The organism is Dongia sp. P2_B8, assembly GCF_056404715.1.
Window position 1 is genome coordinate 1,215,334 of record NZ_JBFUDM010000003.1, and the last position, 23,097, is coordinate 1,238,430.

Annotated in this window: 17 protein-coding genes and 2 riboswitches; of the genes, 11 read left to right on the top strand and 6 right to left on the bottom strand. The window is 61.6% G+C overall.

Annotation, left to right across the window (positions count from 1 at the left end; all coding sequences use genetic code 11):
- Positions 1 to 105 precede the first annotated feature (105 nt).
- The 4 genes from AC1DWZ_RS13245 to AC1DWZ_RS13260 all read right to left on the bottom strand — a co-directional run bounded on the left by AC1DWZ_RS13245 (position 106) and on the right by AC1DWZ_RS13260 (position 6,187).
- On the bottom strand, positions 106 to 1,497 hold the full coding sequence (locus AC1DWZ_RS13245) for an aldehyde dehydrogenase family protein (RefSeq protein WP_477169366.1): 1,392 nt from the start codon (positions 1,495 to 1,497) through the stop codon (positions 106 to 108).
- A gap of 73 nt (positions 1,498 to 1,570) precedes the next feature.
- Positions 1,571 to 2,944 carry a glutamine synthetase family protein gene (locus AC1DWZ_RS13250; protein ID WP_477169367.1) on the bottom strand — a complete coding sequence of 458 codons (1,374 nt, stop codon included), beginning with the start codon at positions 2,942 to 2,944 and terminating at the stop codon, positions 1,571 to 1,573.
- 129 nt (positions 2,945 to 3,073) lie between these two features.
- A riboswitch (glycine riboswitch) is annotated at positions 3,074 to 3,188 on the bottom strand.
- A 1-nt stretch (position 3,189) separates the two neighbouring features.
- Positions 3,190 to 3,298, bottom strand: a riboswitch (glycine riboswitch).
- A gap of 107 nt (positions 3,299 to 3,405) precedes the next feature.
- The gene (locus AC1DWZ_RS13255; protein WP_477169368.1) at positions 3,406 to 4,956 is read right to left on the bottom strand and encodes an amino acid permease; all 1,551 of its coding nucleotides are present in this window, start codon (positions 4,954 to 4,956) and stop codon (positions 3,406 to 3,408) included.
- A 328-nt stretch (positions 4,957 to 5,284) separates the two neighbouring features.
- Complete coding sequence (locus tag AC1DWZ_RS13260) at positions 5,285 to 6,187, bottom strand: LysR family transcriptional regulator (protein ID WP_477169369.1); 903 nt, start codon at positions 6,185 to 6,187, stop codon at positions 5,285 to 5,287.
- Positions 6,188 to 6,295: 108 nt separating this feature from the next.
- Between AC1DWZ_RS13260 and AC1DWZ_RS13265 the strand changes: the two genes are divergently transcribed.
- From AC1DWZ_RS13265 to AC1DWZ_RS13300, 8 genes are all read left to right on the top strand, one after another.
- Complete coding sequence (locus AC1DWZ_RS13265; protein ID WP_477169370.1) at positions 6,296 to 7,762, top strand: 4-hydroxyphenylacetate 3-hydroxylase family protein; 1,467 nt, start codon at positions 6,296 to 6,298, stop codon at positions 7,760 to 7,762.
- A gap of 4 nt (positions 7,763 to 7,766) precedes the next feature.
- Positions 7,767 to 8,294, top strand: coding sequence for a RidA family protein (locus AC1DWZ_RS13270; protein WP_477169371.1), 528 nt, complete (start codon positions 7,767 to 7,769; stop codon positions 8,292 to 8,294).
- A 13-nt stretch (positions 8,295 to 8,307) separates the two neighbouring features.
- Complete coding sequence (locus AC1DWZ_RS13275; protein WP_477169372.1) at positions 8,308 to 8,997, top strand: DUF1028 domain-containing protein; 690 nt, start codon at positions 8,308 to 8,310, stop codon at positions 8,995 to 8,997.
- 91 nt (positions 8,998 to 9,088) lie between these two features.
- A complete protein-coding gene (locus AC1DWZ_RS13280; protein ID WP_477169373.1) occupies positions 9,089 to 11,158 on the top strand; it encodes a molybdopterin oxidoreductase family protein in 2,070 nt (689 codons plus the stop codon).
- A 2-nt stretch (positions 11,159 to 11,160) separates the two neighbouring features.
- A complete protein-coding gene (locus AC1DWZ_RS13285) occupies positions 11,161 to 12,015 on the top strand; it encodes a division plane positioning ATPase MipZ (RefSeq protein WP_477169374.1) in 855 nt (284 codons plus the stop codon).
- 190 nt (positions 12,016 to 12,205) lie between these two features.
- Entirely contained in the window at positions 12,206 to 13,090 is an 885-nt protein-coding gene (galU, locus tag AC1DWZ_RS13290) for a UTP--glucose-1-phosphate uridylyltransferase GalU (protein WP_477169375.1), read from the top strand.
- 109 nt (positions 13,091 to 13,199) lie between these two features.
- Positions 13,200 to 14,513, top strand: a complete 1,314-nt coding sequence (locus tag AC1DWZ_RS13295; protein ID WP_477169376.1) for a UDP-glucose dehydrogenase family protein — start codon at positions 13,200 to 13,202, stop codon at positions 14,511 to 14,513.
- A 100-nt stretch (positions 14,514 to 14,613) separates the two neighbouring features.
- Positions 14,614 to 15,543: an ArsR/SmtB family transcription factor gene (locus AC1DWZ_RS13300; RefSeq protein ID WP_477169377.1), complete on the top strand. Its 930-nt coding sequence runs from the start codon at positions 14,614 to 14,616 to the stop codon at positions 15,541 to 15,543.
- A gap of 15 nt (positions 15,544 to 15,558) precedes the next feature.
- Here AC1DWZ_RS13300 and AC1DWZ_RS13305 read toward each other — a convergent pair whose 3' ends face one another.
- Positions 15,559 to 17,880, bottom strand: a complete 2,322-nt coding sequence (locus AC1DWZ_RS13305) for a patatin-like protein (protein ID WP_477169378.1) — start codon at positions 17,878 to 17,880, stop codon at positions 15,559 to 15,561.
- Positions 17,881 to 18,137: 257 nt separating this feature from the next.
- Here AC1DWZ_RS13305 and AC1DWZ_RS13310 point away from each other — a divergent pair, with 257 nt between their 5' ends.
- The 3 genes from AC1DWZ_RS13310 to ilvA all read left to right on the top strand — a co-directional run bounded on the left by AC1DWZ_RS13310 (position 18,138) and on the right by ilvA (position 21,470).
- Complete coding sequence (locus tag AC1DWZ_RS13310; RefSeq protein ID WP_477169379.1) at positions 18,138 to 19,160, top strand: LLM class flavin-dependent oxidoreductase; 1,023 nt, start codon at positions 18,138 to 18,140, stop codon at positions 19,158 to 19,160.
- 82 nt (positions 19,161 to 19,242) lie between these two features.
- On the top strand, positions 19,243 to 19,938 hold the full coding sequence (locus tag AC1DWZ_RS13315) for a fumarylacetoacetate hydrolase family protein (RefSeq protein ID WP_477169380.1): 696 nt from the start codon (positions 19,243 to 19,245) through the stop codon (positions 19,936 to 19,938).
- Positions 19,939 to 19,952: 14 nt separating this feature from the next.
- The gene (ilvA, locus tag AC1DWZ_RS13320) at positions 19,953 to 21,470 is read left to right on the top strand and encodes a threonine ammonia-lyase, biosynthetic (RefSeq protein ID WP_477169381.1); all 1,518 of its coding nucleotides are present in this window, start codon (positions 19,953 to 19,955) and stop codon (positions 21,468 to 21,470) included.
- A gap of 184 nt (positions 21,471 to 21,654) precedes the next feature.
- On the opposite strand, the gene AC1DWZ_RS13325 is transcribed toward ilvA, so the two are convergent.
- Positions 21,655 to 22,968, bottom strand: a complete 1,314-nt coding sequence (locus AC1DWZ_RS13325; protein ID WP_477169382.1) for a serine hydrolase — start codon at positions 22,966 to 22,968, stop codon at positions 21,655 to 21,657.
- Positions 22,969 to 23,097 lie beyond the last annotated feature (129 nt).

Sequence of the window (23,097 nt, forward strand, 5' to 3'; positions counted from 1 at the left end):
CCAAAATCGTCATCCCCGGGCGAAGACCCGGGGATCCACTGGTGCAGTTGAAAGCGTGGATGCCCGGGTCAAGCCCGGGCATGACGAACATATCAGGTGCGGCGCTCAGATCTGCGTGCGGAAGTGGAAGGACTTCGGCCTTGTCAGCATCTCGTACCCGACGCGGGACAATGTTGCACCGCGGCCGGAATCCTTGATGCCGACCCAGGCCAGGGCCGGGTCGAGATAGTCGCAGCGGTTCATGAAGACGGTCCCCGTCTCGATCTCGTTGCCGATCTTGCGTGCGGCGATCTCATCCGAGGTCCAGAGCGCCGCGGTGAGGCCGTATTTGCTGTCGTTCATCAGCTTCACGGCTTCCTCGTCATTCTTCACCTTCATGATACCGATGACCGGGCCGAAACTTTCTTCCGCCATCACCGACATGGAATGATCGACATTGACCAGGACCTGCGGGGCGAGATACGGCGTGCCGGCCTTGTCAGCCGGGAATAGCTTGCTGTCGATGAGGGCCTTGGCGCCGTGCTGCACTGCATCAGCGATCTGGCCGCGCACGAATTCGGCGGCCGACGTACGTACCATCGGCCCGAGATTGGTGGTGCTGTCCATCGGATTGCCGAGCTTGTACTTCTTGGTGAGGTCGACGAAGCCGTCGACGAATTTGTCGTACAAACTCTCATGCACATAGATGCGCTCGATGGCGCAGCAGCATTGGCCGGAATTGAACATGGCCCCATCGACCAGATTCTCGACCGCATGGGCGAGGTTGGCATCGGCGCGGACATAGGCCGGGTCCTTGCCGCCGAGCTCAAGCCCCATGCCCATGAACTTGCCGAGCGCCGCCTGCTGCACGGCATGACCGCCGCTGACCGAGCCGGTGAAATTGACATAGGCCACTTCGGGGGCACCGATCACCTTGGCGGTATCGTCATGGGTGAGGACGAGATGCTGAAAGAGACCTTTCGGCAAGCCGGCGGCATCGAATGCGGCCTGGAAATCCTCGGCGCAGAGCGGGGTCTGGGCGGAGTGCTTCAAGACGACCGCATTGCCGGCCATCAGCGCCGGAACGACGCCATTCACGGAGGTGAGATAGGGATAGTTCCAGGGTGCCACGATGAAGACGACACCCAGCGGCTCACGGTGCAGCACGCGGGTGAAGCCGGGCTTGTCGGTGAAAGAAACGTCGGCCAGGGCTTCCGGTGCCAGATTGATCATGAAGCGGGCGCGCTCTTCGAAGCCGCGCATTTCGAACGGGCTCTGCGTGATCGGGCGGCCCATCTGGCGGGTGATTTCCTCGGCGTGCTTGTCCTTGCCCTTCAGAAACTCATCGACCGCCTTGTTCAGAATCTTGGCCCGCTCTGCGATCGGCACCTTGCGCCAGTCGATCTGCGCCTTGGCGGCAGCCTTCAGGATCGCGGCGATTTCGGCTTGAGTGTTGTAAGGACGCTCGACATAGACGGAATTGTCGATGGGCGTGACGGTTTTCTGGGTGGCGGACATAGGTAACCTCGGGGTGTTTGAAAAAGAATAGCGCCCGCGTGTCCAGCCGGACTCGCGGGCGCTGCAGATGAGATCAAATGATTTCGAAGTAGCGCGACAATTCCCAATCAGTGATGTGCTTGCGGAACTCACGCTCCTCATGCTCGCGGGTGCCGGCATGATGCTCGACGAAGGCATCGCCGAACAGTTCACGCGCGGCCTTCGATTTGCGCAGGCGCTGGGCAGCGTCCCACAAGGTGGTTGGCAGATCGAGCTTGGCCGGATGCTTCATCTCGTAGGAATTGCCGACGATGGCAGCCATCGGTTCGATCTTGTTCTCGATGCCGTAGAGGCCTGAACCAATGGCGGCCGCCAGGGCCAGGTACGGATTGCAATCGGCGGCGGCGATGCGGTATTCGACGCGCTGCGATTTTTCCGACCCAGGAATGACGCGAAGCGCGCAGGTGCGGTTCTCGACGCCCCAGGTGGCGTTGGTCGGCGCCCAGAAGCCGGGGATGAGGCGCGAGTAGGAGTTGACGGTGGGCGAGACCATGCCAAGCACTTCCGGCATCAGGGTCTGCTGGCCGCCGATGAACCAGCGCATCTTGTCGGAGATGTTGTGCGGCTTCTTCGGGTCATGGAAGACGGCCTTGCCGTCCTTGCCCTTCAAGGAAATGTGAATGTGACCGGACTGGCCGGGATAGGAGTTCGACCATTTCGCCATGAAGGTCGCCATCAGGCCGCGGCGCTGCGCCAGCACCTTCATGAAGGTCTTGAAGAGCGCGCCGCGATCGGCGGCCTCGAGAGCCGAGGTGACGCCGAGTGCCGCTTCAAGGACACCGGGGCCGGTCTCGGTGTGGAGTCCTTCGATCGGCATGCGCATCTTTTCGCACATGTCGAGAATGTCCTGGTAGAGCTCGGACCAGACGGAGTTACGGATGACGGAATAGCCAAACCAGCCGGGGGTCATCGGCGTCAGGTTCTTGTAGTTCTTCTCGCGGATGCTTTCCGGCGTTTCGTCGAACATGAAGAATTCGAACTCAAGGGCCGAATAGACGTCGAAGCCCATCTTGGCGGCCTTGGCGAGGACGCGGCGCAGTGTCCCACGCGCGCAGATCTCTTCCGCCTTGTTGACGAATTCCGAGATGAAGAGGAGGCCGTTATCCTCCATCGGCAGATCGCGGCAGGTCTCCGGGATGATGCGCGCCCAGGCGTCGGGATAGGCTGTGTGCCAGCCGGTATAGTTGAGGCCGTCGATCAACTGGTCCTGATTGTCCCAGCCCAGCACCACGTCGCAGAAGCCGAAGCCGCCTTCGAGGGCGGAAAAGAACTTGGCTTTCGACATGTATTTGCCGCGCAGGATGGCATCGCCATCGAACACGCCGACCTTCACATGGGTGAGGCCCCGCTCCTCGACGATCTTCTTGGCTTGTGCGACGGTTTTGACTTGTTCCGGTTTCAACGGCATTTGTGTTCCCCCTGTTCGATCTATGAATTGGAATTTAGGCCGCGCTCAAGCTTGCGGCAATGATGTCTTGGAATGCGAAGTGTGGCTCCCCGACGTCGGGTTGGTGCGGCCGGCGAAAGATCTGCCGGTCAGCCCCCCTCTGTCTTTGAGACCTGAGAGATTCGCCGGGGCATCTAAGGAAAAGATGCCCGGTTTACTCCGTCGGTGAGGCGACGACGTCCGTCGCCCGCTTTCCAGAGATGACGGTTCCGACCTGGTCCTTTTGCCTGAGAGTTTCCGGGGGCGGTTGCTCCTTCGGCGCCGATCCGGCCGCGTCTCTTTTGCGGCCGTGCCAGTCTCTCCCGAGGTCGGAGGATTGTGCGGCCGGAGTGTGTGATTGCCCCATGGAAAGGTCAAGCTGGAAAAGAAAAAGGGAGGCAGTTTGCACTGCCTCCCCAGATGATATTCGCTTTGTTGTGGGATCAGCCAGCGCCACCCAGCGCCGCTTCTTCCTTGGCGATTTCAGCCTGACGTGCCTTTACATCCGCTTCGGTGAGCGGCGGACCGGGGAACCGGCTCTTTTCAAACGCGAACCAGATCACGATCAGCAGCACGATCGCAGCAGCCAGGAACTGACCCACCAACTGGTAGGGTGGCTGGAAGCCGACGAAGGCGAGCACGGCGCCGCCGAGAACGGCCAGAACGCCAACCGGCTTCGACCAGACACCGAGATTGAACGGGCCCTTCTTCGTCCAGCTCTTGCCTTCGGCCAGGATGCCCGCACCGATCGGCATGATGTAGGAGACGTAGAGGAACACCGCACAACCAGACGCCAGGACGATATAGGCGTTGGCATCAGCGCCGCAGACCCAACCCAGGATGAAGCACAAGCCGGCGCCAACCCAGATTGCCGCACCGGGAGTGCGGTGTTTCGGGCTGACCTGACGCAGGAACTTCGACGCACCCGGGATGCCGCCGTCACGCGCGAACGCATAGATCATGCGCGAAAGCGAGGTCATGCCGGCAAGGGCACAGAGGTAGTTGGCAAGAACGATGCCGATGGCTAGCAGATCCTTGATCCAATGCGGCATGCCGTTGGATTCGAGGACGTAGTAGAACACCGACCAGCCCTTGGCCGCACCTTCGGTCATGTCCGGCATGGCAAGCAGCACTGCCACCACAAGCAACCAGCCGAACAGAGCCGACCAGAACACGGCCGTGATCATGCCGCGCGGCACAGCGCGCTGCGCGTCACGGGTTTCTTCCGACGTATGCGCCGAAGCATCGAAGCCGGTGATCGTGTAGCACACGTGCAGCAGGCCAAGGATGAAGGCAAACATCAAGCTGCCCGTCGCCGGCCAGGTTCCGGCACCTAAATCACCCGTGTTGTTGGTGAAGGTCACCAGACGGGAAAAGTCGAGCGGTACCGGCGAACCGATCAAAAGACCGGCGATCAGGACGAACGACACGCCCATGATCAGATAGCCGGAGAAATCGGTCAGGATCGTGGTCGCCTTGATGCCCATATAGTTCAAGACTGCCTGCGTGAAGGTGATGATCGCGACGGCAATGGTGAGATGGGTGCCGGTGAACATCGCGGGGTCCATGCCGAAGACGCCGACCAGAACGAGGTCGCGCAGCAACAGATAAACACCATAGTTCACGGACGAGACGACGAAGAGCAAGCCGATGAGGTTGATCCAGGCAGTTGCCCAGCCCCAGCCACGGCCACCAAGGATCGAACCCCAATGATAGAGACCACCCGCGGTTGGATAGGCGGAGGCGATCTGACCCATGGCGGCTGCCACGAGCAGAGCGAACACCGAGCCGACGATCCAGCCGATGCCGATCGAACCGCCGCCCGCCGCGCCGAAGGCGACGGTGTAGGCGCCGATGCCGCCGGCAAGGATGCAGATGATGGAGAAAGAGATCGCGAAGTTCTGGAACCCGCCCATGCGGCGGGAAAGCTCTTGAGAATAACCCATACTGTGGAGGACTTTTACGTCCTCCTCATGATGACTTGGTACTGCCATGATAAACCCCCTCAGTTTGCGGTCTTGCGCGGCGGCACTCCCCGCCGTTGGCTCCACGCTGACCCGACCCCATCCGGATGGATGGGGTCCTTTGCCGACTCATATCGGTCGATTTCCCGCCAATCGGATGGCTGGAAGTATGCGCGGCGTAAAGAAAATGTAAAGACGGCGTTAACTTTTGCAGCCGGATCAAAGAGTAAGAGTGGGGGCAGCCAGGGCAGGAACTACCATGGGCAGGGGCTATTGCACTGCAGCGCTCAATTAGTAGCGTTGCTGACCGAGTGTATTATTTGTTGTGGCCGCCCAACAATTAACCATACGCGGCATTTCAACGCGTTGACGCGAAGTGTTTGCGGCACAGTTCGGCGAAGGCCAGCGCGCGCTTGGTGGGGCGCAGTTTCTTAAGGCGAGCGAGGCCCAAGCGCGTCGGGCGCAGCTTTTCCTTGATCGGCGGGAAGACGAGCCGGCGGCCATCCAGGGACCAGTCGCTCAAAGGCCGCGAATGCATGATCGAGAAGGCATCCGAGTTGGCGACAAGGCCGCGCACCATCTCAAAGCTCGGCGTCTCATAAGCCACGCGCGGCTGCAGGCCGAGGCCATAGATGATGGAGAGGAAATAGTCGCGGCTGTGTGGCAAGGCGAGCAGCACCATCGGATAGGCGATGAGGTCGGCGATGGCGACGGCATTCTGTTTGGCGAGCGGGTGATCCTTGGCGAGAATGCAATGCAGTGGCACCTCGGTGAGAGAGTCGAACTCGATATCGTCATCGAGGCCGAGATCGTAGGTGAGGGCGAATTCAAACTCGCCGGCGCGCAACCCGTCGAGCACGCCCTGCACATGATGCTCGTGGAGTTTCACGCTGATCTCGGGGTGAGCGACGGCGAGTGTGCCGATGAGGCGCGGCAGGACCAGGGGCGCCACGGTCTGGAAGCAGCCGATATGAAGCTCGCCCGCCACGTCCTGGCCCAATCCCATGGCGCCGAGCCGCACATCGTCGGCATGATCAAGCAGGCTCTTGGCATCGGTCAGCAGCTCACGCCCGGCGGCGGTGAGGCTGAGGCCCTGGGCATGGTGGCGGACGAAGAGGTCGACGCCGAAACGTGTCTCGAGCTCGGCAATCGCTGCGGAAACAGAGGGTTGGGAGATATTTACCCGCTGGGCCGCGAGGGTCACGCTGCCGGTTTCGGCGGTGGCCACGAAATAGCGCAGTTGCTTCAGAGTAAACGGCATCGATAAATCCGATCCAATTCGACAGATAATAATATTTTCTCATTGCTGAGCTCGCTGCGCAAGATGGTGGGAGCGGAGTCGAAAAGACCCGGAAGAGGGAGAATTTGCATGCTGCGGACAGGTGCCCAATATCGCGACAGCCTGAAGGATGGTCGCAACGTCTGGATCGATGGTGAGAAGGTCAAGGACGTCACCACGCATCCGGCGTTCAAGCCGATCGTCGATATCCGTGCCCGGATCTACGACATGGCGCATGAGGCTAAGACGAAGGAGGTCATGGCCTATCGCGACGAGAAATCCGGCCAGGAAAACTGCATCGGCTACAAGCTGCCGCACACGCAGGAAGATTGGCATGCCAAGCGCCGCGCCATCGACACGGTGATGCGGGACATCAAAGGTTACGCGGTGCGCGTCGGCGACGAGACGGTGGGCGAGATGTGGTCACTCTATGACGGGCGCGATGTGTTGAACGAGGTCGATCCGCAATTCTCGAAGAATATCGAACACCATATCCAGCATGTGCTGGATTCCGACACGTTCCACGTCTCGGCCAATACCGATCCCAAGGGCGACCGCTCGAAGCGGCCGCAGGACCAGGATCCGGACATGCTGTTGCATCTGGTCAAGGAGACCGATGCCGGTATCATCGTGCGCGGAGCGAAATATGAGACCGCGGCGGCCTATGCCAACCAGGCTTTTGTGAAGCCGACCATCGCCAATTGGGGCGACGACAAGCTCAGCGACTATGCGCTGGGGTTCATCTGCGATATGGGCTCGCCCGGCCTCAAGCATATCTGCCGCTCCGGTTTCACTGGCCGGGCACCGGTTGACGATTATCCGCTCTCCAACCGCGCCGACGAGGTCGACACGCTGCTGATTTTCGATGATGTGTTCGTGCCATGGGAGAATGTGCTGTTCCATCGCCACACGCGGGCGGCTGCCTATATCCGCGGAACCTTGCACCGTTACAGCGCCTATCCCTACACGTTGCGCCTTCTGTATATCGCCGACATGATGCTGGGGGCAGCGGCGTTCAATGCCAAGCAGACCGGCCTCGACGCCCAGCCGGCGGTGCGCGAGAAGCTGGCGCTCCTCATTCAATACCGCGAGATGATCAACGCGCATCTCACGGCCGCCATCACCATGGCGCAGCCGAGCCCGGGAGGGCTTTTGATGCCGAACCAGTCGCTGCTCTATACCGGGCGGCATGCGGCGATCAATCAGCTGCCGGCGATGATGCAATTGGCGCGCGAATTGTGCGGCGGGCAGATCTGTGTGACGCCGAGCAAGGCCACCTTCGACAATCCGGAAATCAAGCCGTGGATGGACAAGTACTATACGGTCAACGAATTCTGGCAGGCGGATGATCGCCGCAAGTTGCTGGCCTTTGCCCGCGATCTTCTCAATTCCGACCGCGCCGGGCACATGGTGACGTTCGAGCTGTTCGCGCAATCCCCGCCCTTTGCGCATCTCAATGCCATCTATATGAATTTCGACATGTCGAGCGCGCTGGATTATGTGAAGGATTGCGCCGGTTTGTCGGATCGCGTCATGAACCAGTGGAAGAAGAAGTAAAGAGATGACCTATAGCCATCTGCGTTTGCGCAAGTTCAACACCAAGAAGACCTATCCGGAACAAAGCCTCGACAACGACCTTTCGATGTCGGTCAGGGCCGGCAACACCATCTTCCTGCGCGGCCAGGTCGGCCAGGCGCTGGACGGGTCGATGGTGGGTGTCGGCAATGCTAGCCAGCAGAGCGAACAGGCAATGCGTAACGTCAAGCAGCTGCTGGAAGAGCAGGGCGGCAAGCTTGCCGATATCTGCAAGATCGTGGTCTACATCACCGACCCCCGCTACCGCGAGGCGGTCTACAAAGTGGTCGGCAAGTGGCTGAAGGGCGTCTATCCGGTCTCGACCGGCCTCGTGGTGCAAGGCCTGGCGCGGCCGGAATGGGTCATGGAAATCGACGCCTATGCGGTGATCCCGGAAAGTCGTATGAAGAAACTGGAAGAGCCGCCTGCGGCCTTGCAGTGGAAGGACACCGCCGACAAGGCGGATCGCGCCAAAAAGACTGCGAAGAAGAGGGCGGCCCGCAAAACCAAATAGGGATCGGGCCCGCATGACTTTTTCGCTTGTCGGCCGCTGTGCCGAGACCGGTATGTTTGGCGTCGCGATCACGACCTCGTCGATCGCGGTTGCCTCGCGCTGCCCCTGGGCGCGCGCGGGTGTCGGTGCCGTCTCGACGCAGAACGTGACCGACCCGCGCCTCGGCAGTCAGGGGCTCGACCTCCTCGCGCAAGGGATGAGTGCGCCGGACGCCATGAAGGCGCTGATGGCGAAGGCGCCGCATCCTGAGCACCGCCAGGTAACGATCATCGACACGAAGGGCCGCACGGCATTCTGGTCCGGCGCCAAGACGCTGGGCACCAACAATGTTGCCGAGGCGGAAGATTGCATCGCCGCCGGCAACCTGCTGCAGAATGCGGACGTGCCGGCCGTCATGGCGCGTGCCTTCGCCCAATCCAAGGGCCGGCACTTTGTCGATAGGTTGCTGCTGGGGCTCGAGGCCGGCATTGTCGCCGGCGGCGAGATGGGGCCGGTGCATTCGGCCGGCCTGCTGGTGGTACATGAACAAAGCTGGCCGCTCGTTGATCTCCGCATCGATTGGAGCGACGACAACCCGATCCGCCCGCTGAAGCGCCTGTGGGAAGATTTCCAGCCGCAGATGGAGGCCTACATTACGCGCGCCTTGGACCCCAATGCGGCGCCTTCCTATGGCGTGCCAGGTGATATGCCGGAGCAGAAATAAGCGAGGCGTTTCCGTTGCCGTAGAAGGGCTCTCAGGCTAGAGTGCCGGCAATCACGATGGCTTTGCAGCCGGCACTCTAAGGCATTGAAATATGGCGCCTTTTGATATCGTCCATTCCGCTTGTCCACATGATTGCCCCTCGACCTGCGCGCTGGAGGTCGAGCGAGTCTCGCCGACTCAGATCGGGCGCATTCATGGGGCGAAGGCCAACAGCTATACCGCCGGGGTGATCTGCGCCAAGGTCGCGCGCTATGCCGAGCGGCAGCATCACCCGGACCGGCTCGACGTGCCACTGCGGCGCGTAGGCGACAAAGGTGTCGGGCGCGCAGCCTATCGACCGATCAGTTGGGACCAGGCGCTTGATGAGATCGCCGAACAGTTCCAGCGCGCGGCGCAACGTCATGGGCCGGAAGCGGTCTATCCCTATTACTATGCTGGCACGATGGGACTGGTGCAGCGCGACGGCATTTTCCGCCTGACCCATGAGATGAAATATTCGCGGCAGAAGAGCACCATCTGCGTCTCGCTGTCGGATGCCGGCTGGCAGGCTGGTGTCGGCATCATGCGTGGTGTTGATACGCGCGAGATCGCGGAGAGCGATCTCGTCGTCGTGTGGGGTGGCAATCCGGTGGCGACGCAGGTCAATGTCATGACCCATATCGCCCGGGCGCGGAAGGCGCGGGGTGCTAAGCTGGTGGTGATCGATCCCTATCGCACCGGCACAGCCGAGGCAGCCGACATGCATCTGATGCTGCGGCCCGGCACCGATGCGGCGCTGGCGGTCGCAGTCATGCACGTGCTGTTCGCGGAAGGCTTCGCCGACCGGGATTATATGGCACGCCATGCCGATGCCCCTGCGGAGCTGGAGCGCCACGTGGCCAGCCGCTCGCCGGAATGGGCGGAAACGATCACCGGCGTTCCTGCTGAGACGATCCGTGAATTTGCGCGTCTCTATGGCCGCACGAAGAAGAGCTTCATCCGTGTCGGTTATGGCTTCTCGCGCAGCCGCAACGGTGCTGTCAGTCTGCATGCGGTCTCCTGCCTGCCGACCGTGACAGGGGCGTGGGCGGAGAAGGGCGGCGGGGCGCATTATTCCAACCGCACCATCTATCACATGAACAACCAGCTGATCATGGGGCTCGACCTCAAGGACGACAGCGTCCGCGAACTCGATCAGTCGCGCCTGGGTGCGGTCTTGAACGGCGACAGGCAGGATCTGGGTGACGGGCCGCCGGTTACGGCGATGATCATCCAGAATACCAACCCGATGAATGTCTGCCCCAACACGAAACTGGTGCGGGAAGGCTTCGCGCGTGAGGATCTCTTCACCGCCGTCCATGAGCAGTTCATGACCGAAACCGCGGCGATGGCGGATATCGTGCTGCCAGCGACGACATTCCTGGAGCATGATGATATCTACCGGGCCAGTGGCCATACGCATCTGCAGGTGACGCGCAAGGTGATCGAGGCTTATGCCGAGGCGAAGCCCAATCACTTTGTCATCTCAGAGTTAGCCAAGCGTCTTGGCTGCCGCCACAAGGGTTTTGAGATGACAGAGTGGGAGATCATCGACGAGACGCTGAAACTGTCCGGCCATCGCGATGCGCAGACGCTTTATGATGCGCATTGGGAAGATTGCGCACTCGATTTTGAGACGACGCATTTCCTCAACGGTTTTGGTCATGCCGGTGGCAAGTTCCGCTTCAAGCCTGACTGGGCGGCGATCGGACCTGATATCGAAGGCCTGCCGCCTTTGCCGGACTACGCGCCGATCGTCGATCTGGCCAATGCCGAACATCCGCTGCGGCTGGTGACGGCGCCGGCGCGGCAGTTCCTCAATTCGACCTTCACGATGACGCCGACCTCGCGCCAGCGCGAAGAGCGGCCGACCATCCTCATCCATCCTGACGACGCCAAAAGTTTTGGTGTTGTCAATGGCGGCGCGGTAAATGTCGGCAATAAGCTGGGAATCATCGGCCTGCATGCCAAATATTTTGACGGGTTGCTGCCGGGTGTCGTGGTGATCGAAAGTCTGTGGGGCAATGCCGATTTCCCTGGCGGCCTCGGCGTCAATACGCTGGTGAGTGATGACGCGGGCAAGCCCGATGGCGGCGCGGTGTTTCACGATACAGCTGTCTGGGTCAAGCCGGCGGCAGCTTAGCGATGGCAAAATCGGGCCCTCACATCATCGTTTTGGGCAACGAAAAGGGCGGTTCCGGCAAATCGACCACCGCCATGCATCTCATCGTTGCTTTGTTGGCCGCGGATCGGAAAGTGGGATCGATCGATCTCGATGCGCGCCAGGGCTCGCTCTCGCGCTATGTTGAGAACCGGCGCAAATCGGCGGAGGCCATGCTGACTCCGTTGCCGATGCCCGAGCATATCGGGATCAACCAGAGCAAGGCCGACAGCCGCGAGGTGGCGACGCAAGAGGACGACGCCAATCTTGCCGATGCGCTGCAGCGCCTCTCCGGCAACGACTACATCGTCATCGATACGCCCGGCAGCGACAGCGCCTTGTCGCGGGCAGCACATATTCGCGCCGACACGTTGATCTCGCCCTTGAACGACAGTTTTCTCGACCTCGACCTCTTCGGGCGGATTGAGGATGAGGGGGCCACGATCCGCCGGCCCAGCGTCTATGCCGAAACCGTGTGGGAGCAGCGGAAGCGCCGTGCCATGGCGGGCGGCAAGCCGATCGACTGGGTGGTGATGCGCAACCGCCTCTCCAGCCTGGATGCCCGCAACAAGCGTGATATCGGGCGTTTGCTCGAGCAATTGGCCAAGCGGATCGGCTTTCGCATTGCGCCTGGTTTCACCGAACGGGTCATTTTTCGCGAATTGTTTCCACGCGGCCTGACCCTGCTCGATCTCTCGCGCAAGGATGCCGGGGTGCAGTGGCGCATGTCCCATGTCGCCGCACGCCAGGAAGTGCGCGAACTCCTGGAAGCGCTCAATCTACTGCCGGTCAAGGTTGACACGCCGGAGTCGCCGACACTGACGTCAGTAGAGCGTTAGCCCGCGAGGAGGCTAGGTCATCTGGCCTAATTCTCCCTGAAGTCACACAGATGGTGGCACAAAACGGGGACTTCTGTGTTAGTCCCGTGACGTTCGCGAAATCTTGGCGGGTTTCTGCCGGGTCATGCTTGATGTCGGCATACCCGCCATGGCAGAAATGCTGCAGTGCACTAATTCAAGAGGATCTTCGATGGTAAAGCCGCTGAAAAAGGCCATCTTCCCGGTGGGTGGCCTGGGGACCCGCTTTCTGCCCGCCACCAAGTCGATGCCCAAGGAAATGCTGACGGTGGTCGATAAGCCGTTGATTCAATACGCGGTGGAAGAGGCCTATGCCGCCGGGATCGAGGAGATCATCTTCGTGACCGGCCGCGGCAAATCGGCACTCGAGGATCATTTTGACCATTCCTACGAGCTTGAGGACACGCTGACGCGGCGCGGCAAGAAGCCGGAGCTGGATCTGCTGAAGAAGATGCTGCCGGTCCCGGGCAATATCGCCTATGTGCGCCAGCAGGAACCGCAGGGCCTGGGCCACGCCGTCTGGTGCGCGCGCAATCTCATCGGCGACGAGGCCGTGGCTGTGCTGCTGGCCGACGATCTGGTGCATGGCGAGGTCTCGTGCCTGAAGCAGATGGCGGACATGTACCGCGAGGTCGGCGGCAACATCATCGCGGTCATGGAAGTGCCGCACGAACATACCAGCCGCTATGGCATCCTGAAGCCGGGCACCGACACTGGAAAGCTGGTTGAGGTCAAAGGCCTCATCGAGAAGCCCTCGCCGGACAAGGCGCCCTCGAACCTGGCCGTCATCGGCCGCTATATCCTGCAGCCGGAAGTATTCACGCATCTGGCGGCGCAGGAACCGGGTGCCGGCGGCGAGATCCAGCTTACCGATTCCATGGCACGCATGATCGGGCAGGTGCCGTTCCACGGTTTCCGCTTCGACGGCACGCGCTACGATTGTGGCGACAAGGCCGGCTTCATCGAGGCCAACATGGCGCTCGGCGTCGCACATCCGATCCTGGGCAAGACGGTCCGCCAGGCCGTCGCCGACATCGCGCGGACGTTGAAGCTGTAATGAAGCTGTAATACGGCCTGCCATCCTTGGCCCCACTTGATGCAAGGGGTGGAGGACGGCAGACACACGACCTTTCGGAAATTCTACTTAATTTATATCGGAGCAAGTTATGCGTATCGCGATGATCGGTGTTGGCTATGTCGGATTGGTGTCCGGTGCGTGCTTCTCCGAATTCGGCCATGATGTCGTTTGCGTCGACAAGGATGCGGCGAAAATCGCGGCACTTGATCGCGGCGAGATTCCGATCTTCGAACCGGGCCTTGACGATCTCGTGCTGCGCAACCGCCAGGCCGGGCGTCTTAGCTTCACCACCGATCTCAAGGCGGCCATGCAGGGCGCCGAGGCGATCTTCATCGCGGTGGGGACACCCAGCCGGCGTGGCGATGGCCATGCCGACCTCACCTATGTCTATGCAGCGGCCGGCGAGATCGCGGCAGAGCTTGATGGTTATGCCGTGGTCGTCACCAAATCCACCGTGCCGGTGGGCACGGGCCGTGAGGTTGAGCGCATCATCCGTGCGGCGCGGCCCGAGGCGCAGTTCGACGTGGCCTCCAACCCGGAGTTCCTGCGCGAGGGTGCTGCGATCGGCGACTTCATGCGGCCCGACCGCGTTGTCATCGGGACGCAGAGCGACAAAGCGCGCGACGTGCTGCGCCGGCTCTATCGGCCGCTGTTCCTGATCGAAACACCGATCCTGTTTGCCGAACTGGAGACGGCGGAGCTGATCAAATATGCCGCCAACGCCTTCCTGGCGATGAAGATTTCCTTCATCAACCAGATCTCGGATCTCTGCGAGAAGGTTGGTGCCGACGTGCATGATGTTGCGCGCGGCATCGGGCTTGATGGCCGGATCGGCTCGAAGTTCCTGCATCCCGGACCCGGCTATGGCGGCTCCTGCTTTCCCAAAGACACGCTGGCCCTGATGCATACCGCCCGCCAGGCCAACGCACCGCTCACCCTGGTCGAGGCGACTGTCGCCTTCAACGACGCGCGCAAAGGCGATATGGCGGACCGGATCCTGGCGGCACTTGGCGGCAGTGGGAAGGGCAAGCGCGTCGCCATCCTCGGCCTGACCTTCAAGCCCAATACGGACGACATGCGGGATGCGCCGAGCCTGGTGATCCTCCCGCGCCTGCGTGAGGCAGGAGCCGAGGTGATGGCCCATGATCCGGAAGGCATGGCGGAGGCACGCAAGCTGATGCCTGACGTTACCTATTGCACCGACGCCTATCAGACGCTGGACGGTGCCGATGCCCTGGTGTTGCTTACGGAATGGAATGCCTACCGGGCCATGGACCTTGGCCGCATGCATGCTCTCATGAGGCATCCCCTGGTGATCGATCTGCGCAATGTCTATGGCTCGCGGGAAATGCGCAAATCCGGCTTCGACTATCGCAGCCTGGGGCGGCCGAAGCGGGCCTGAGCTACAGACATCGTCGTCAACATCGCGCTTGCTAAGCATAAGCAGATAAAAATATCATTATCCCAGCCCGGACGCGTTCTACGCCGGGTATGGGGGCGTGATGGACGAGATTCTCAAGGGCTTGCGGGCGTCGGCCGAGGCGACCCGGTTGCGCATTCTGGGGCTTTGTGCTCATGCGGAGCTGACCGTCAGTGATCTGGTTGAAATTCTCGGCCAGTCCCAGCCCCGCATCTCACGTCATCTGAAGCTGCTGGTGGAAGCTGGCGTCCTGGTGCGGAACCAGGAAGGTCCCTGGGCCTGGTACCGCCTGCCGGAAGAGGGGGTTGGCGGCGAACTGGCGCGTCTCATCGTCGACCTGCTGCCCTCCGACGACCGGCAGCATGCACAGGATCTCAAGCGCCTGCAGACGATCTCCGAGGGCTGGACCACGCGGGTCGCTGACTTCTTTCGTCAACATGCCGGCGATTGGGAACAGATCCGCTCACTTCACGCCGATCAGGCGGCGGTGGATGCGGCTTTGCTCGCTGCCTTGCCGAAGGCGCCCATCGAAAGCCTGCTCGACATCGGCACCGGCGCTGGTCATGTGCTGCTGCTGACTGGCAAGATCGTGCAATCGGCGATCGGCGTCGATCGTTCGCGCGAGATGCTGAACGTGGCGAGGTCCAACCTGTTCCGTGCTGGCTTGCGAAATTGCCAGGTGCGGCAGGCGGATATGATGGCGCTGCCGTTCGAGGATGGTAGCTTCACCGCCGTCACCTTGAACATGGTGCTGCATTTCGCCGACCGGCCGGATGCCACGATCGTTGAGGCAGCACGCGTGCTGGCGCCCGGTGGCCGGTTGGTGATCGTCGATTTCGTCACCCACGGACTGGAACAGTTGCGCGAAGAACAGGCGCATCGATGGATGGGATTTGACGATGCGCAGATTGCCGCCTGGTGCCGTGCTGCCGGTCTGGGCGCCCCGTCGGTCAAGCATCTGGCCGGCGAATCTCTGACGGTGGCGCTGTGGGTGGCTGATCGGCCCGCCTGAATTTCTTGAGCTGAATTATTCGAAGCCGTAGCGCGCCATCACCTCGCGGCGCAGGCGCGGGATAAGCTCGGGATCTGCCCGCAGATGTGCCTCCTCGGAATCAAGGATGGCGAGGAACAGCCTGCCCCGCAGCCGGTCGACGTCGAGCCCTATCTTGGCGCGCGTGCCGATTGCCGAGGCGATCACATCGACGCAGCGCTCGGCGGCGTTCAGGCGACCCCACAGGAAGTCATGTTCCCGCCATGCGCGGTTAAAGAAGGCGCCAAAGCTCATCAACGAGGTGCCGCGCAGGGTGACGCTGCCGGAAAGGCCCCGCGCATCATCCGGGCTGATGCGGTCCACCAGCACCTCATTGATCTCATCCATATCGGTCCATTGCAGGATCGGAAAGGTGATGAGATCGAAGAAGGCGAAACCGACATAGGCCTTGGCAACCGCGCGCCGGGCGATTGGCGGCAGAAAGGCAAAGCCCATCACCGAGATGATTTCGTCCAGTGTATGGTCGATGGGGATGAGGCCAAGACTCTCTTCCAGGATGGCGAGGTCATCGCTGGCGAGTTCAGCACCGGACATGGCGGCGAGCGCGAGGCGTTCTGTCGCACCAATGGCGGGTGCTGCATATTGCTGCGGATCCCAACGGGGGGCTGCGCGTTCGATCACCTCATAGAGCGCACCCTTCAAATCGTCGATCGCGGCCGACCCGACATCGATGCCGGTATCGCCGGCGGTGCGATATAGCTCGTTCAGGCGGCGGATAACGAAGCGGATGCGCCGCAGACGAAACTCGACATCGAAGCCGCGCAGGAAACGGATGGTACGCGCTGGTGGCGCCGGATCGGCCGCCAGCCAGCGGTCGAACGCCATGCCGATCCGATCACGGTCGGCAACGAAGTCCTTCTTGGTGGCCAGGGTAGCCACCAGCACCGAAAGGCGGTCGCAAACACCGCGTATCTTCAGCTTCTGGTAACTGAGATAGGCATAGCCGGCACCTCTGTGCGCAGCTTCGTTGGCTGCTGCGCGGTAGCGGCCGACCTCGGCGATGGTTGGCGGGTTTTCCGCATCCGCCTGCACAATATTGTCGACCAGACGCTCCACTTCCGGATCGGCGGCGGACAGGATCTCGGCCATCCGGCGGGCACGCTTGTTGGAAGCCTCGACGCCGAGCAAATCGTCGGCAATGGGTTCATTGCGCGGAATGACGGCGAGCGAGGCGAGAATGGTTCGGAAGAAGCCGGGCGCACCGCGGCCGCTGCGCTGGGGGCCGTCGTGATGTGGGTTGGGATCGACATAGATGATCCGGCGCACCACTTCACGGCTCGCCGGCCGGTCGCCCAGTGCCTGAATGACAGGTGAAAATGGCTTGTTCATGACGACGCTGCCGTCGATGAAATAGCGGTTGCGGGCGCCCAGTTCGAGATCGCCCTCGATGCCGAGCTTCTCAACAAGCAGCGCCCTGCGCGCCGGCCAGTCCCGTGCGCGTTCGGCCAGGATATCGTCCATTTCACCGACCGTGGCTGGCATGAAGGCGCCAGGGAAAGATGCTGTGGCACGGGAAGCGAACACCAAAGACGGCACATGGCCGGGGCCGAACTCGCTCTGCAGTTCACCGGAGAGCGCGCGCCGGCAGCTGAAGGACAGGATGCGGCGATGTTCGGTTTCCTCGACCACCGGCGGATCATGCAAGGTGATGCGGTGATGATGGCCGAGATAGTCGGTGACGGTGACGAAGAGATCAAGGCGGTGGCCCGGCGGCAACAGGCTGGCGCCGGGCTTTGCCGGCAGATCCATGCTGTCGCAGGCATCCAGCATCCAGCCGGAAAAACGCCGACCAGAGAAGGGTGGGGTGAACCAGCGTGCCTGTACGAAGCGCCGCACCTTGGCGCGTGTCTCCGGGTCGGCGACCTGGTTGCCGAAGCGGCGCACCAGCAGATTGTCGAGGAGCGGTGCCAGCGGTGCCTTCAATGCCCGGCTCCAGAGGCTTGCCGGCGCCGAGAGTTGAGTTACGTCGGCGTTCTGCAGCCACAGTTCGCGGTGCGATTCCAGCGGCAGGTCATGAGCCAGGGCGCGTGCCAGCATGACCCCGTTGATGCCGCCGGCCGATGCGCCGGAAATGAGGTCGATCACCACGCGAAGGTCAATCTCGGGACTGAGCGACTGCAGCAGATCGTAATAGACCGCGGTGCTGTCATTGCCGTCGGTCGGCGGCGTCCCATCGGCATGGAATAATTTGGAGGCGCGAATGAGATTCAAAATCTCGCGGGTGACGCCATGGATATAGACGGCCAGGGAAACGCCGCCATAGAGCACCACGGCCAGTCGGACCTCGATCTGTTTCATGTGCCCCGGAGATCTCCAGAAAGGACGATGTTCGACTCGTGGAAGTTAAACCCGTCCAGGCAGCATATCGCAAGCTGCCGGCCCCAACCATCCCCAGGCCCAGTAGGGCTTTGTCGCCGCATAGGGTGGGAACACGGCATTTCCAGCCCTGCGGCTTTGCAATCTGGGCATGCGTCCCCGCCCAATTGACCACGTATGCTATCTGCCGGGAGTCGTTATCCTCGCATCTTCATTTCCCATCCAGGAGGTCGCGGCCCATGATTCCCTTTTCGGTCCTCGATCTGTCGCCGATCAATCAGGGTGCTACGGCGACCCAGGCCTTCAAGAATACGCTCGATCTCGCCCAGCATGCCGAAGGCTGGGGCTATCAGCGTTATTGGCTGGCGGAACATCACAACATGCCGGGCATCGCCAGCGCGGCGACGTCGGTGGTGATCGCTCATGTGGCAGGCGGCACCAAGCGCATCCGCGTGGGGTCCGGTGGCGTCATGTTGCCCAACCACGCACCCCTGGTTATCGCCGAACAGTTCGGCACGCTGGAATCCTTGTTCCCGGGTCGCATCGATCTGGGGCTCGGCCGGGCGCCTGGCACCGATCAGCGGACGGCGAGGGCGCTCCGCAGAAGCCTTGTCGGCAGCGACGATAGCTTCCCGCAGGATGTCGCCGAACTGCAGGCCTGGTTTGCACCAGTGCAACCCGGCCAGGCGGTGCGGGCGGTGCCGGGTGCTGGCCTCGATGTGCCGATCTGGCTGCTGGGCTCGAGCCTGTTCAGCGCGCAGCTGGCTGCCGAGATGGGGCTGCCTTTTGCCTTCGCCTCACATTTTGCGCCCGACTATCTGATGCGGGCGCTGGCGCTCTATCGCGCCAATTTCAAACCGTCGGCGCAGTTGGCAAAGCCTTATGCCATGGCCGGACTCAATGTTTTTGCGGCTGCCACCGACGCTGAGGCGAGGTGGCATTTTACCTCGCTGCAGCAGCAGTTCATCAATCTGCGCCGCGGCACGCCCGGCCCGCTGCCGCCGCCCGTCGACAGCATGGACGGCTATTGGTCGCCCATGGAACGGGAGATGGTCGAACATTCCCTGGCCTTCGCCGTGGTCGGCGCGCCGGAGGCTGTAGAGCAGGGCCTCCTCGATTTCATCACGGATACCGGAATCGACGAGGTGATGATCGCTGGCCAGTTCTTCGATCATCAGGCCAGGCTGCGCTCCTTCGAGATCGTGGCTGAGCTGCGGGACCGCTTGGGGACCAAAGGCGGTAAAAGGGCCAACGCCAGCTGACCGTCTCAAAATAGCTGGTGATGAACGGGCTTACCGGCACTATCCTGCGGCGATCCAGTGATGTTCTGCCAGGATTTGGATGATGCCCGGTCTCAGTTTTGCCTTTCCGCCCCCCTCCGTGCCTGCCTTGTCGATCAAAGGGCGGGCCGATCTGTTTCCGATCCACCGCATCTATTGTGTCGGCCGCAATTATGCCGAACATGCCATCGAAATGGGTCATGATCCAAAGCGCGAGGCGCCGTTCTTCTTTCAGAAGAACCCGGACAGCATCGTTCCCAATGGCGGCATCTTCCCGTATCCGGACAAGTCCCAGGACGTGCACTATGAATTGGAAATGGTGGTGGGGCTGAAATCCGGTGGCAGGGATATTCCGGCAGACCAGGCGCTGGCCCACGTCTTTGGCTATGCCGTCGGTCTCGATATGACTCGGCGCGATCTGCAGGGCGAGGCGAAGAAGGCTGGCCGCCCGTGGGAAATCGGCAAGGCCTTCGAGCATGCGGCACCTTGTTCCGAGATCGTGCCGGCTGCCGATATCGGTCATCCCCGTGCCGGCGCGATCTGGCTTAAGGTCAATGGCGCCTTGAAGCAGCAGGGTGATCTTGCGCAACTTATCTGGAAGGTGCCGGAGATGATCAGCTATCTCTCCGGCCTGTTCGAACTCAAGGCCGGCGACCTCATCTTCTCCGGTACACCGGCCGGCGTTGGCCCCGTGCAGCGCGGTGACGAACTTTTGGGTGGGGTCGACGGTATTGGCACCTTAGAGATCCGCGTCGGCTAGAAAGAACAGCGCCTGTGACTGATTACGTCCGTAAAATCCTCGATGCTCGTGTCTATGATGTGGCGATCCAGAGTCCGCTGGACACCATGCCGCGCTTGAGCGCGCGGCTGGATGCTCAGATTCTGCTGAAGCGGGAGGATCTGCAGCCGATCTTCTCCTTCAAGATTCGCGGTGCCTATAACCGGATGGCGCGGCTGTCGCAGGCGGCCCGCGACAAGGGCGTCATCTGCGCCTCTGCCGGCAACCATGCGCAAGGTGTCGCACTCTCGGGACAGAAGCTCGGCATCGCCGCCACCATCGTCATGCCGCTTACCACGCCGCCGATCAAGGTCGATGCCGTGCGCCACTGGGGCGGCCGCGTCGTTCTTCATGGCGACGCGTTTGATGAAGCTTATATCCATGCCAAGAAACTGGAGCAGGAACAGGGACTGACCTTTATCCATCCCTTCGACGACCCGGACGTCATCGCGGGGCAGGGGACGATTGGTATGGAAATTCTGCACCAGCATGCCGATCCCATCGAGGCCATCTTCGTACCGATAGGTGGCGGTGGGTTGGCGGCCGGCATAGCGTCTTACGTCAAGTTCCTGCGGCCGGAAATCAAGGTGATCGGCGTCGAGCCGGTTGATGCGGCCTCGATGAAGGCGGCACTTGATGCCGGGACGCGTGTGACACTCGATCGGGTCGGCCTGTTCGCCGATGGTGTCGCCGTGCGGCAGGCGGGGATCGAGACCTTCCAGCTTTGCCAGGGGCTGCTTGACGATATCCTGACCGCCGACACAGATGAAATGTGTGCGGCCGTGAAAGATATATTCGAGGATATGCGTGTCATTGCGGAGCCCGCCGGCGCTCTGTCGCTGGCGGGGCTCAAGACCTACGTCGCCGCGAATCCAATACGGCGCGGCGCGCTCATCGCCATCAACAGCGGCGCCAATATGAATTTCGATCGCCTGAGGCATGTGGCCGAGCGCGCGGAAGTTGGCGAGGCACGCGAGGTCCTGTTGGGCGTCACCATTCCGGAAAAGCAGGGTAGCTATCGCCGCTTTGTCCAGGTGCTAGGCAATCGCAACATCACGGAATTCAACTACCGCTATGCCAGCCGGGGCGAAGCTCATGTCTTCGTCGGCATCAAACTCGGTGGCGAGGGGAGCGAGAAGGCGGCGCTCTTGGCAGAGTTGCGCCAGCTTGGCTATGATGTGCTTGATATCAGTGCCAATGAAACGGCGAAACTTCATGTGCGCTATATGGTGGGCGGGCGGACGGCCAATCTGCGGGACGAAGTGATTCTTCGGTTCGAATTTCCCGAGCGCCCTGGCGCACTCTTGAAGTTTCTCGATGGCGTAGCATCGAACTGGAACATCACCTTGTTCCATTACCGGAATCACGGCGCCGATTACGGGCGCGTGCTGGCCGGCCTGCAGGTGCCAACGGCCGATCGGATGCGTTTCGATGAGCGCCTGGCGACGCTCGGCTACCCTTACGAGGATGAGACGGCGAACCCGGTCTATCAGATGTTCTTGTCCAACCTTTGACCGAGCTCCCTTTCAAGGAATTTTCCCAACCCGCCTAGGCACGGTCTATTGCAACAGCGCGTACAAGCCTGCCAAGGCCCGCTGTGACGCTGCCGGCAAAGAAAATTTGTTGAGCTATGTGCTTGACGAACTGGCCGTCCAGGTCTTCGTCGAGGGTTCGCAATACGGGCTTGCGGGGACCGACTTACTGAGCGGATTGAGCGACGCTGCTATCGGCCTTCAGCACCAGGCAATCGGTCTGCTTGGCTTTCAGCTTCTTGCAGGCGGCGTCGGCATCTGCCTTGGTCAGGCCGAAGACGCGGGCGCGGTAGATGTTGCTGTTGCCCTGGTCGACCACGATGCGCGCATCCGCAAGCAGGGCGGGCACCGCCTTGGTGGCGCGTTCGGCGGCTTTCTGGGCCGGCTTGAATTTTGAATAAGCGCCGACCTGGATGCCGAATTGGTTCTTGTCCGGGCTCCAGACATTGGCGACAGCCTGATTGTCGGGCGACGCCACGGCGGGGGCCAGCGACACGCTGGCCATGGTCGCAATCGCCGTGCCGATGGAATCATCCGGGCGCGTGGTGGGCTTTGGCGTCGGCACCAAAGCTGCTGCGACCACCTCATCCATGCTCGGCTCAGCAACCGCAGGCGCGTCATTGGCGGCGGAGGCGACGACCGGCGTATTCTGGGCTGGGCCGGCGCTGCCGGGGGCCTTGGCCATCAGCACGTCGCCGATGCCGCGATTGGTCTTGAAGCCGGTGGTGAGCAGGGCAACCATCTGCTTGTCGCGGGCCGGCGCGCTGGCGCCACCGAGGACGACGCCGACCAGACGGCGGCCATTGCGTTCGGCCGACGAAACCAGGTTGAAGCCAGCGGCGCGGATGTAACCGGTCTTGATACCATCGGCACCGGCGAACTTCTTCATCACCCGGTTATGGCCACCATAGGTGTTGCCACGGTAAACGAAGCTGTTGCGGCTGAAATAGCCGTAATATTTCGGATGGTCGCGCAACAAGGCGACACCAAGCGTGGCTTGGTCGCGGGCCGTGGTCAGCTGGCTCGGATTAGGCAGGCCGTTGGCATTGCGGTAGGTGGTGTTGTTCATGCCAAGAGCGCGCGCCTTGGCCGTCATCATGCGGGCAAAGGCTGATTCCGTACCGCCGAGCTGTTCGCCAACGGCGGTCGCCACATCGTTGGCGGAGCGTACGACAATGGCCAGGATCGCGGTTTCCACAGCGATCGAGTCACCGGCATTGACGTTCATATTGGTGGCCGCTTCGGCAGCGGCATTGGCGGAGAAAGTGATCCGGTCGGTCAGCTTGATCTTGCCCTTCTCAAGGGCATCGAACAGCAGATAGAGGGTCATCATCTTGGTGAGCGAGGCGGGATAGGTAATTGCGTCGGCATTGGAACGCGACAGCACTTCGCCTGTTTCAGCATCAACCACAATGCTTGCCGCCACCGGTTTGGCGCTGGCAGTCTGAGCGGTCGCACCGAGGCCGACCAGGCTGACCATTGTCGCGACCGCGAAAACGAAGCCGATTTGACGAAAAACGGACAGAATCGGACCTCGCGCGGACCGCTGCGACAGCAACATCGTGCTTTTCCCCCTAAGCCGGTGAAAAGATTTGGGCAATTTCGTGTC

Excerpts from the sequence above, each read along its gene's own strand:
- AC1DWZ_RS13245 (WP_477169366.1), bottom strand. The coding sequence starts at position 1,497 with ATGTCCGCCACCCAGAAAACCGTCACGCCCATCGACAATTCCGTCTAT.
- AC1DWZ_RS13250 (WP_477169367.1), bottom strand. The coding sequence starts at position 2,944 with ATGCCGTTGAAACCGGAACAAGTCAAAACCGTCGCACAAGCCAAGAAG.
- AC1DWZ_RS13255 (WP_477169368.1), bottom strand. The coding sequence starts at position 4,956 with ATGGCAGTACCAAGTCATCATGAGGAGGACGTAAAAGTCCTCCACAGT.
- AC1DWZ_RS13260 (WP_477169369.1), bottom strand. The coding sequence starts at position 6,187 with ATGCCGTTTACTCTGAAGCAACTGCGCTATTTCGTGGCCACCGCCGAA.
- AC1DWZ_RS13265 (WP_477169370.1), top strand. The coding sequence starts at position 6,296 with ATGCTGCGGACAGGTGCCCAATATCGCGACAGCCTGAAGGATGGTCGC.
- AC1DWZ_RS13270 (WP_477169371.1), top strand. The coding sequence starts at position 7,767 with ATGACCTATAGCCATCTGCGTTTGCGCAAGTTCAACACCAAGAAGACC.
- AC1DWZ_RS13275 (WP_477169372.1), top strand. The coding sequence starts at position 8,308 with ATGACTTTTTCGCTTGTCGGCCGCTGTGCCGAGACCGGTATGTTTGGC.
- AC1DWZ_RS13280 (WP_477169373.1), top strand. The coding sequence starts at position 9,089 with ATGGCGCCTTTTGATATCGTCCATTCCGCTTGTCCACATGATTGCCCC.
- AC1DWZ_RS13285 (WP_477169374.1), top strand. The coding sequence starts at position 11,161 with ATGGCAAAATCGGGCCCTCACATCATCGTTTTGGGCAACGAAAAGGGC.
- galU (WP_477169375.1), top strand. The coding sequence starts at position 12,206 with ATGGTAAAGCCGCTGAAAAAGGCCATCTTCCCGGTGGGTGGCCTGGGG.
- AC1DWZ_RS13295 (WP_477169376.1), top strand. The coding sequence starts at position 13,200 with ATGCGTATCGCGATGATCGGTGTTGGCTATGTCGGATTGGTGTCCGGT.
- AC1DWZ_RS13300 (WP_477169377.1), top strand. The coding sequence starts at position 14,614 with ATGGACGAGATTCTCAAGGGCTTGCGGGCGTCGGCCGAGGCGACCCGG.
- AC1DWZ_RS13305 (WP_477169378.1), bottom strand. The coding sequence starts at position 17,880 with ATGAAACAGATCGAGGTCCGACTGGCCGTGGTGCTCTATGGCGGCGTT.
- AC1DWZ_RS13310 (WP_477169379.1), top strand. The coding sequence starts at position 18,138 with ATGATTCCCTTTTCGGTCCTCGATCTGTCGCCGATCAATCAGGGTGCT.
- AC1DWZ_RS13315 (WP_477169380.1), top strand. The coding sequence starts at position 19,243 with ATGCCCGGTCTCAGTTTTGCCTTTCCGCCCCCCTCCGTGCCTGCCTTG.
- AC1DWZ_RS13325 (WP_477169382.1), bottom strand. The coding sequence starts at position 22,968 with ATGGTCAGCCTGGTCGGCCTCGGTGCGACCGCTCAGACTGCCAGCGCC.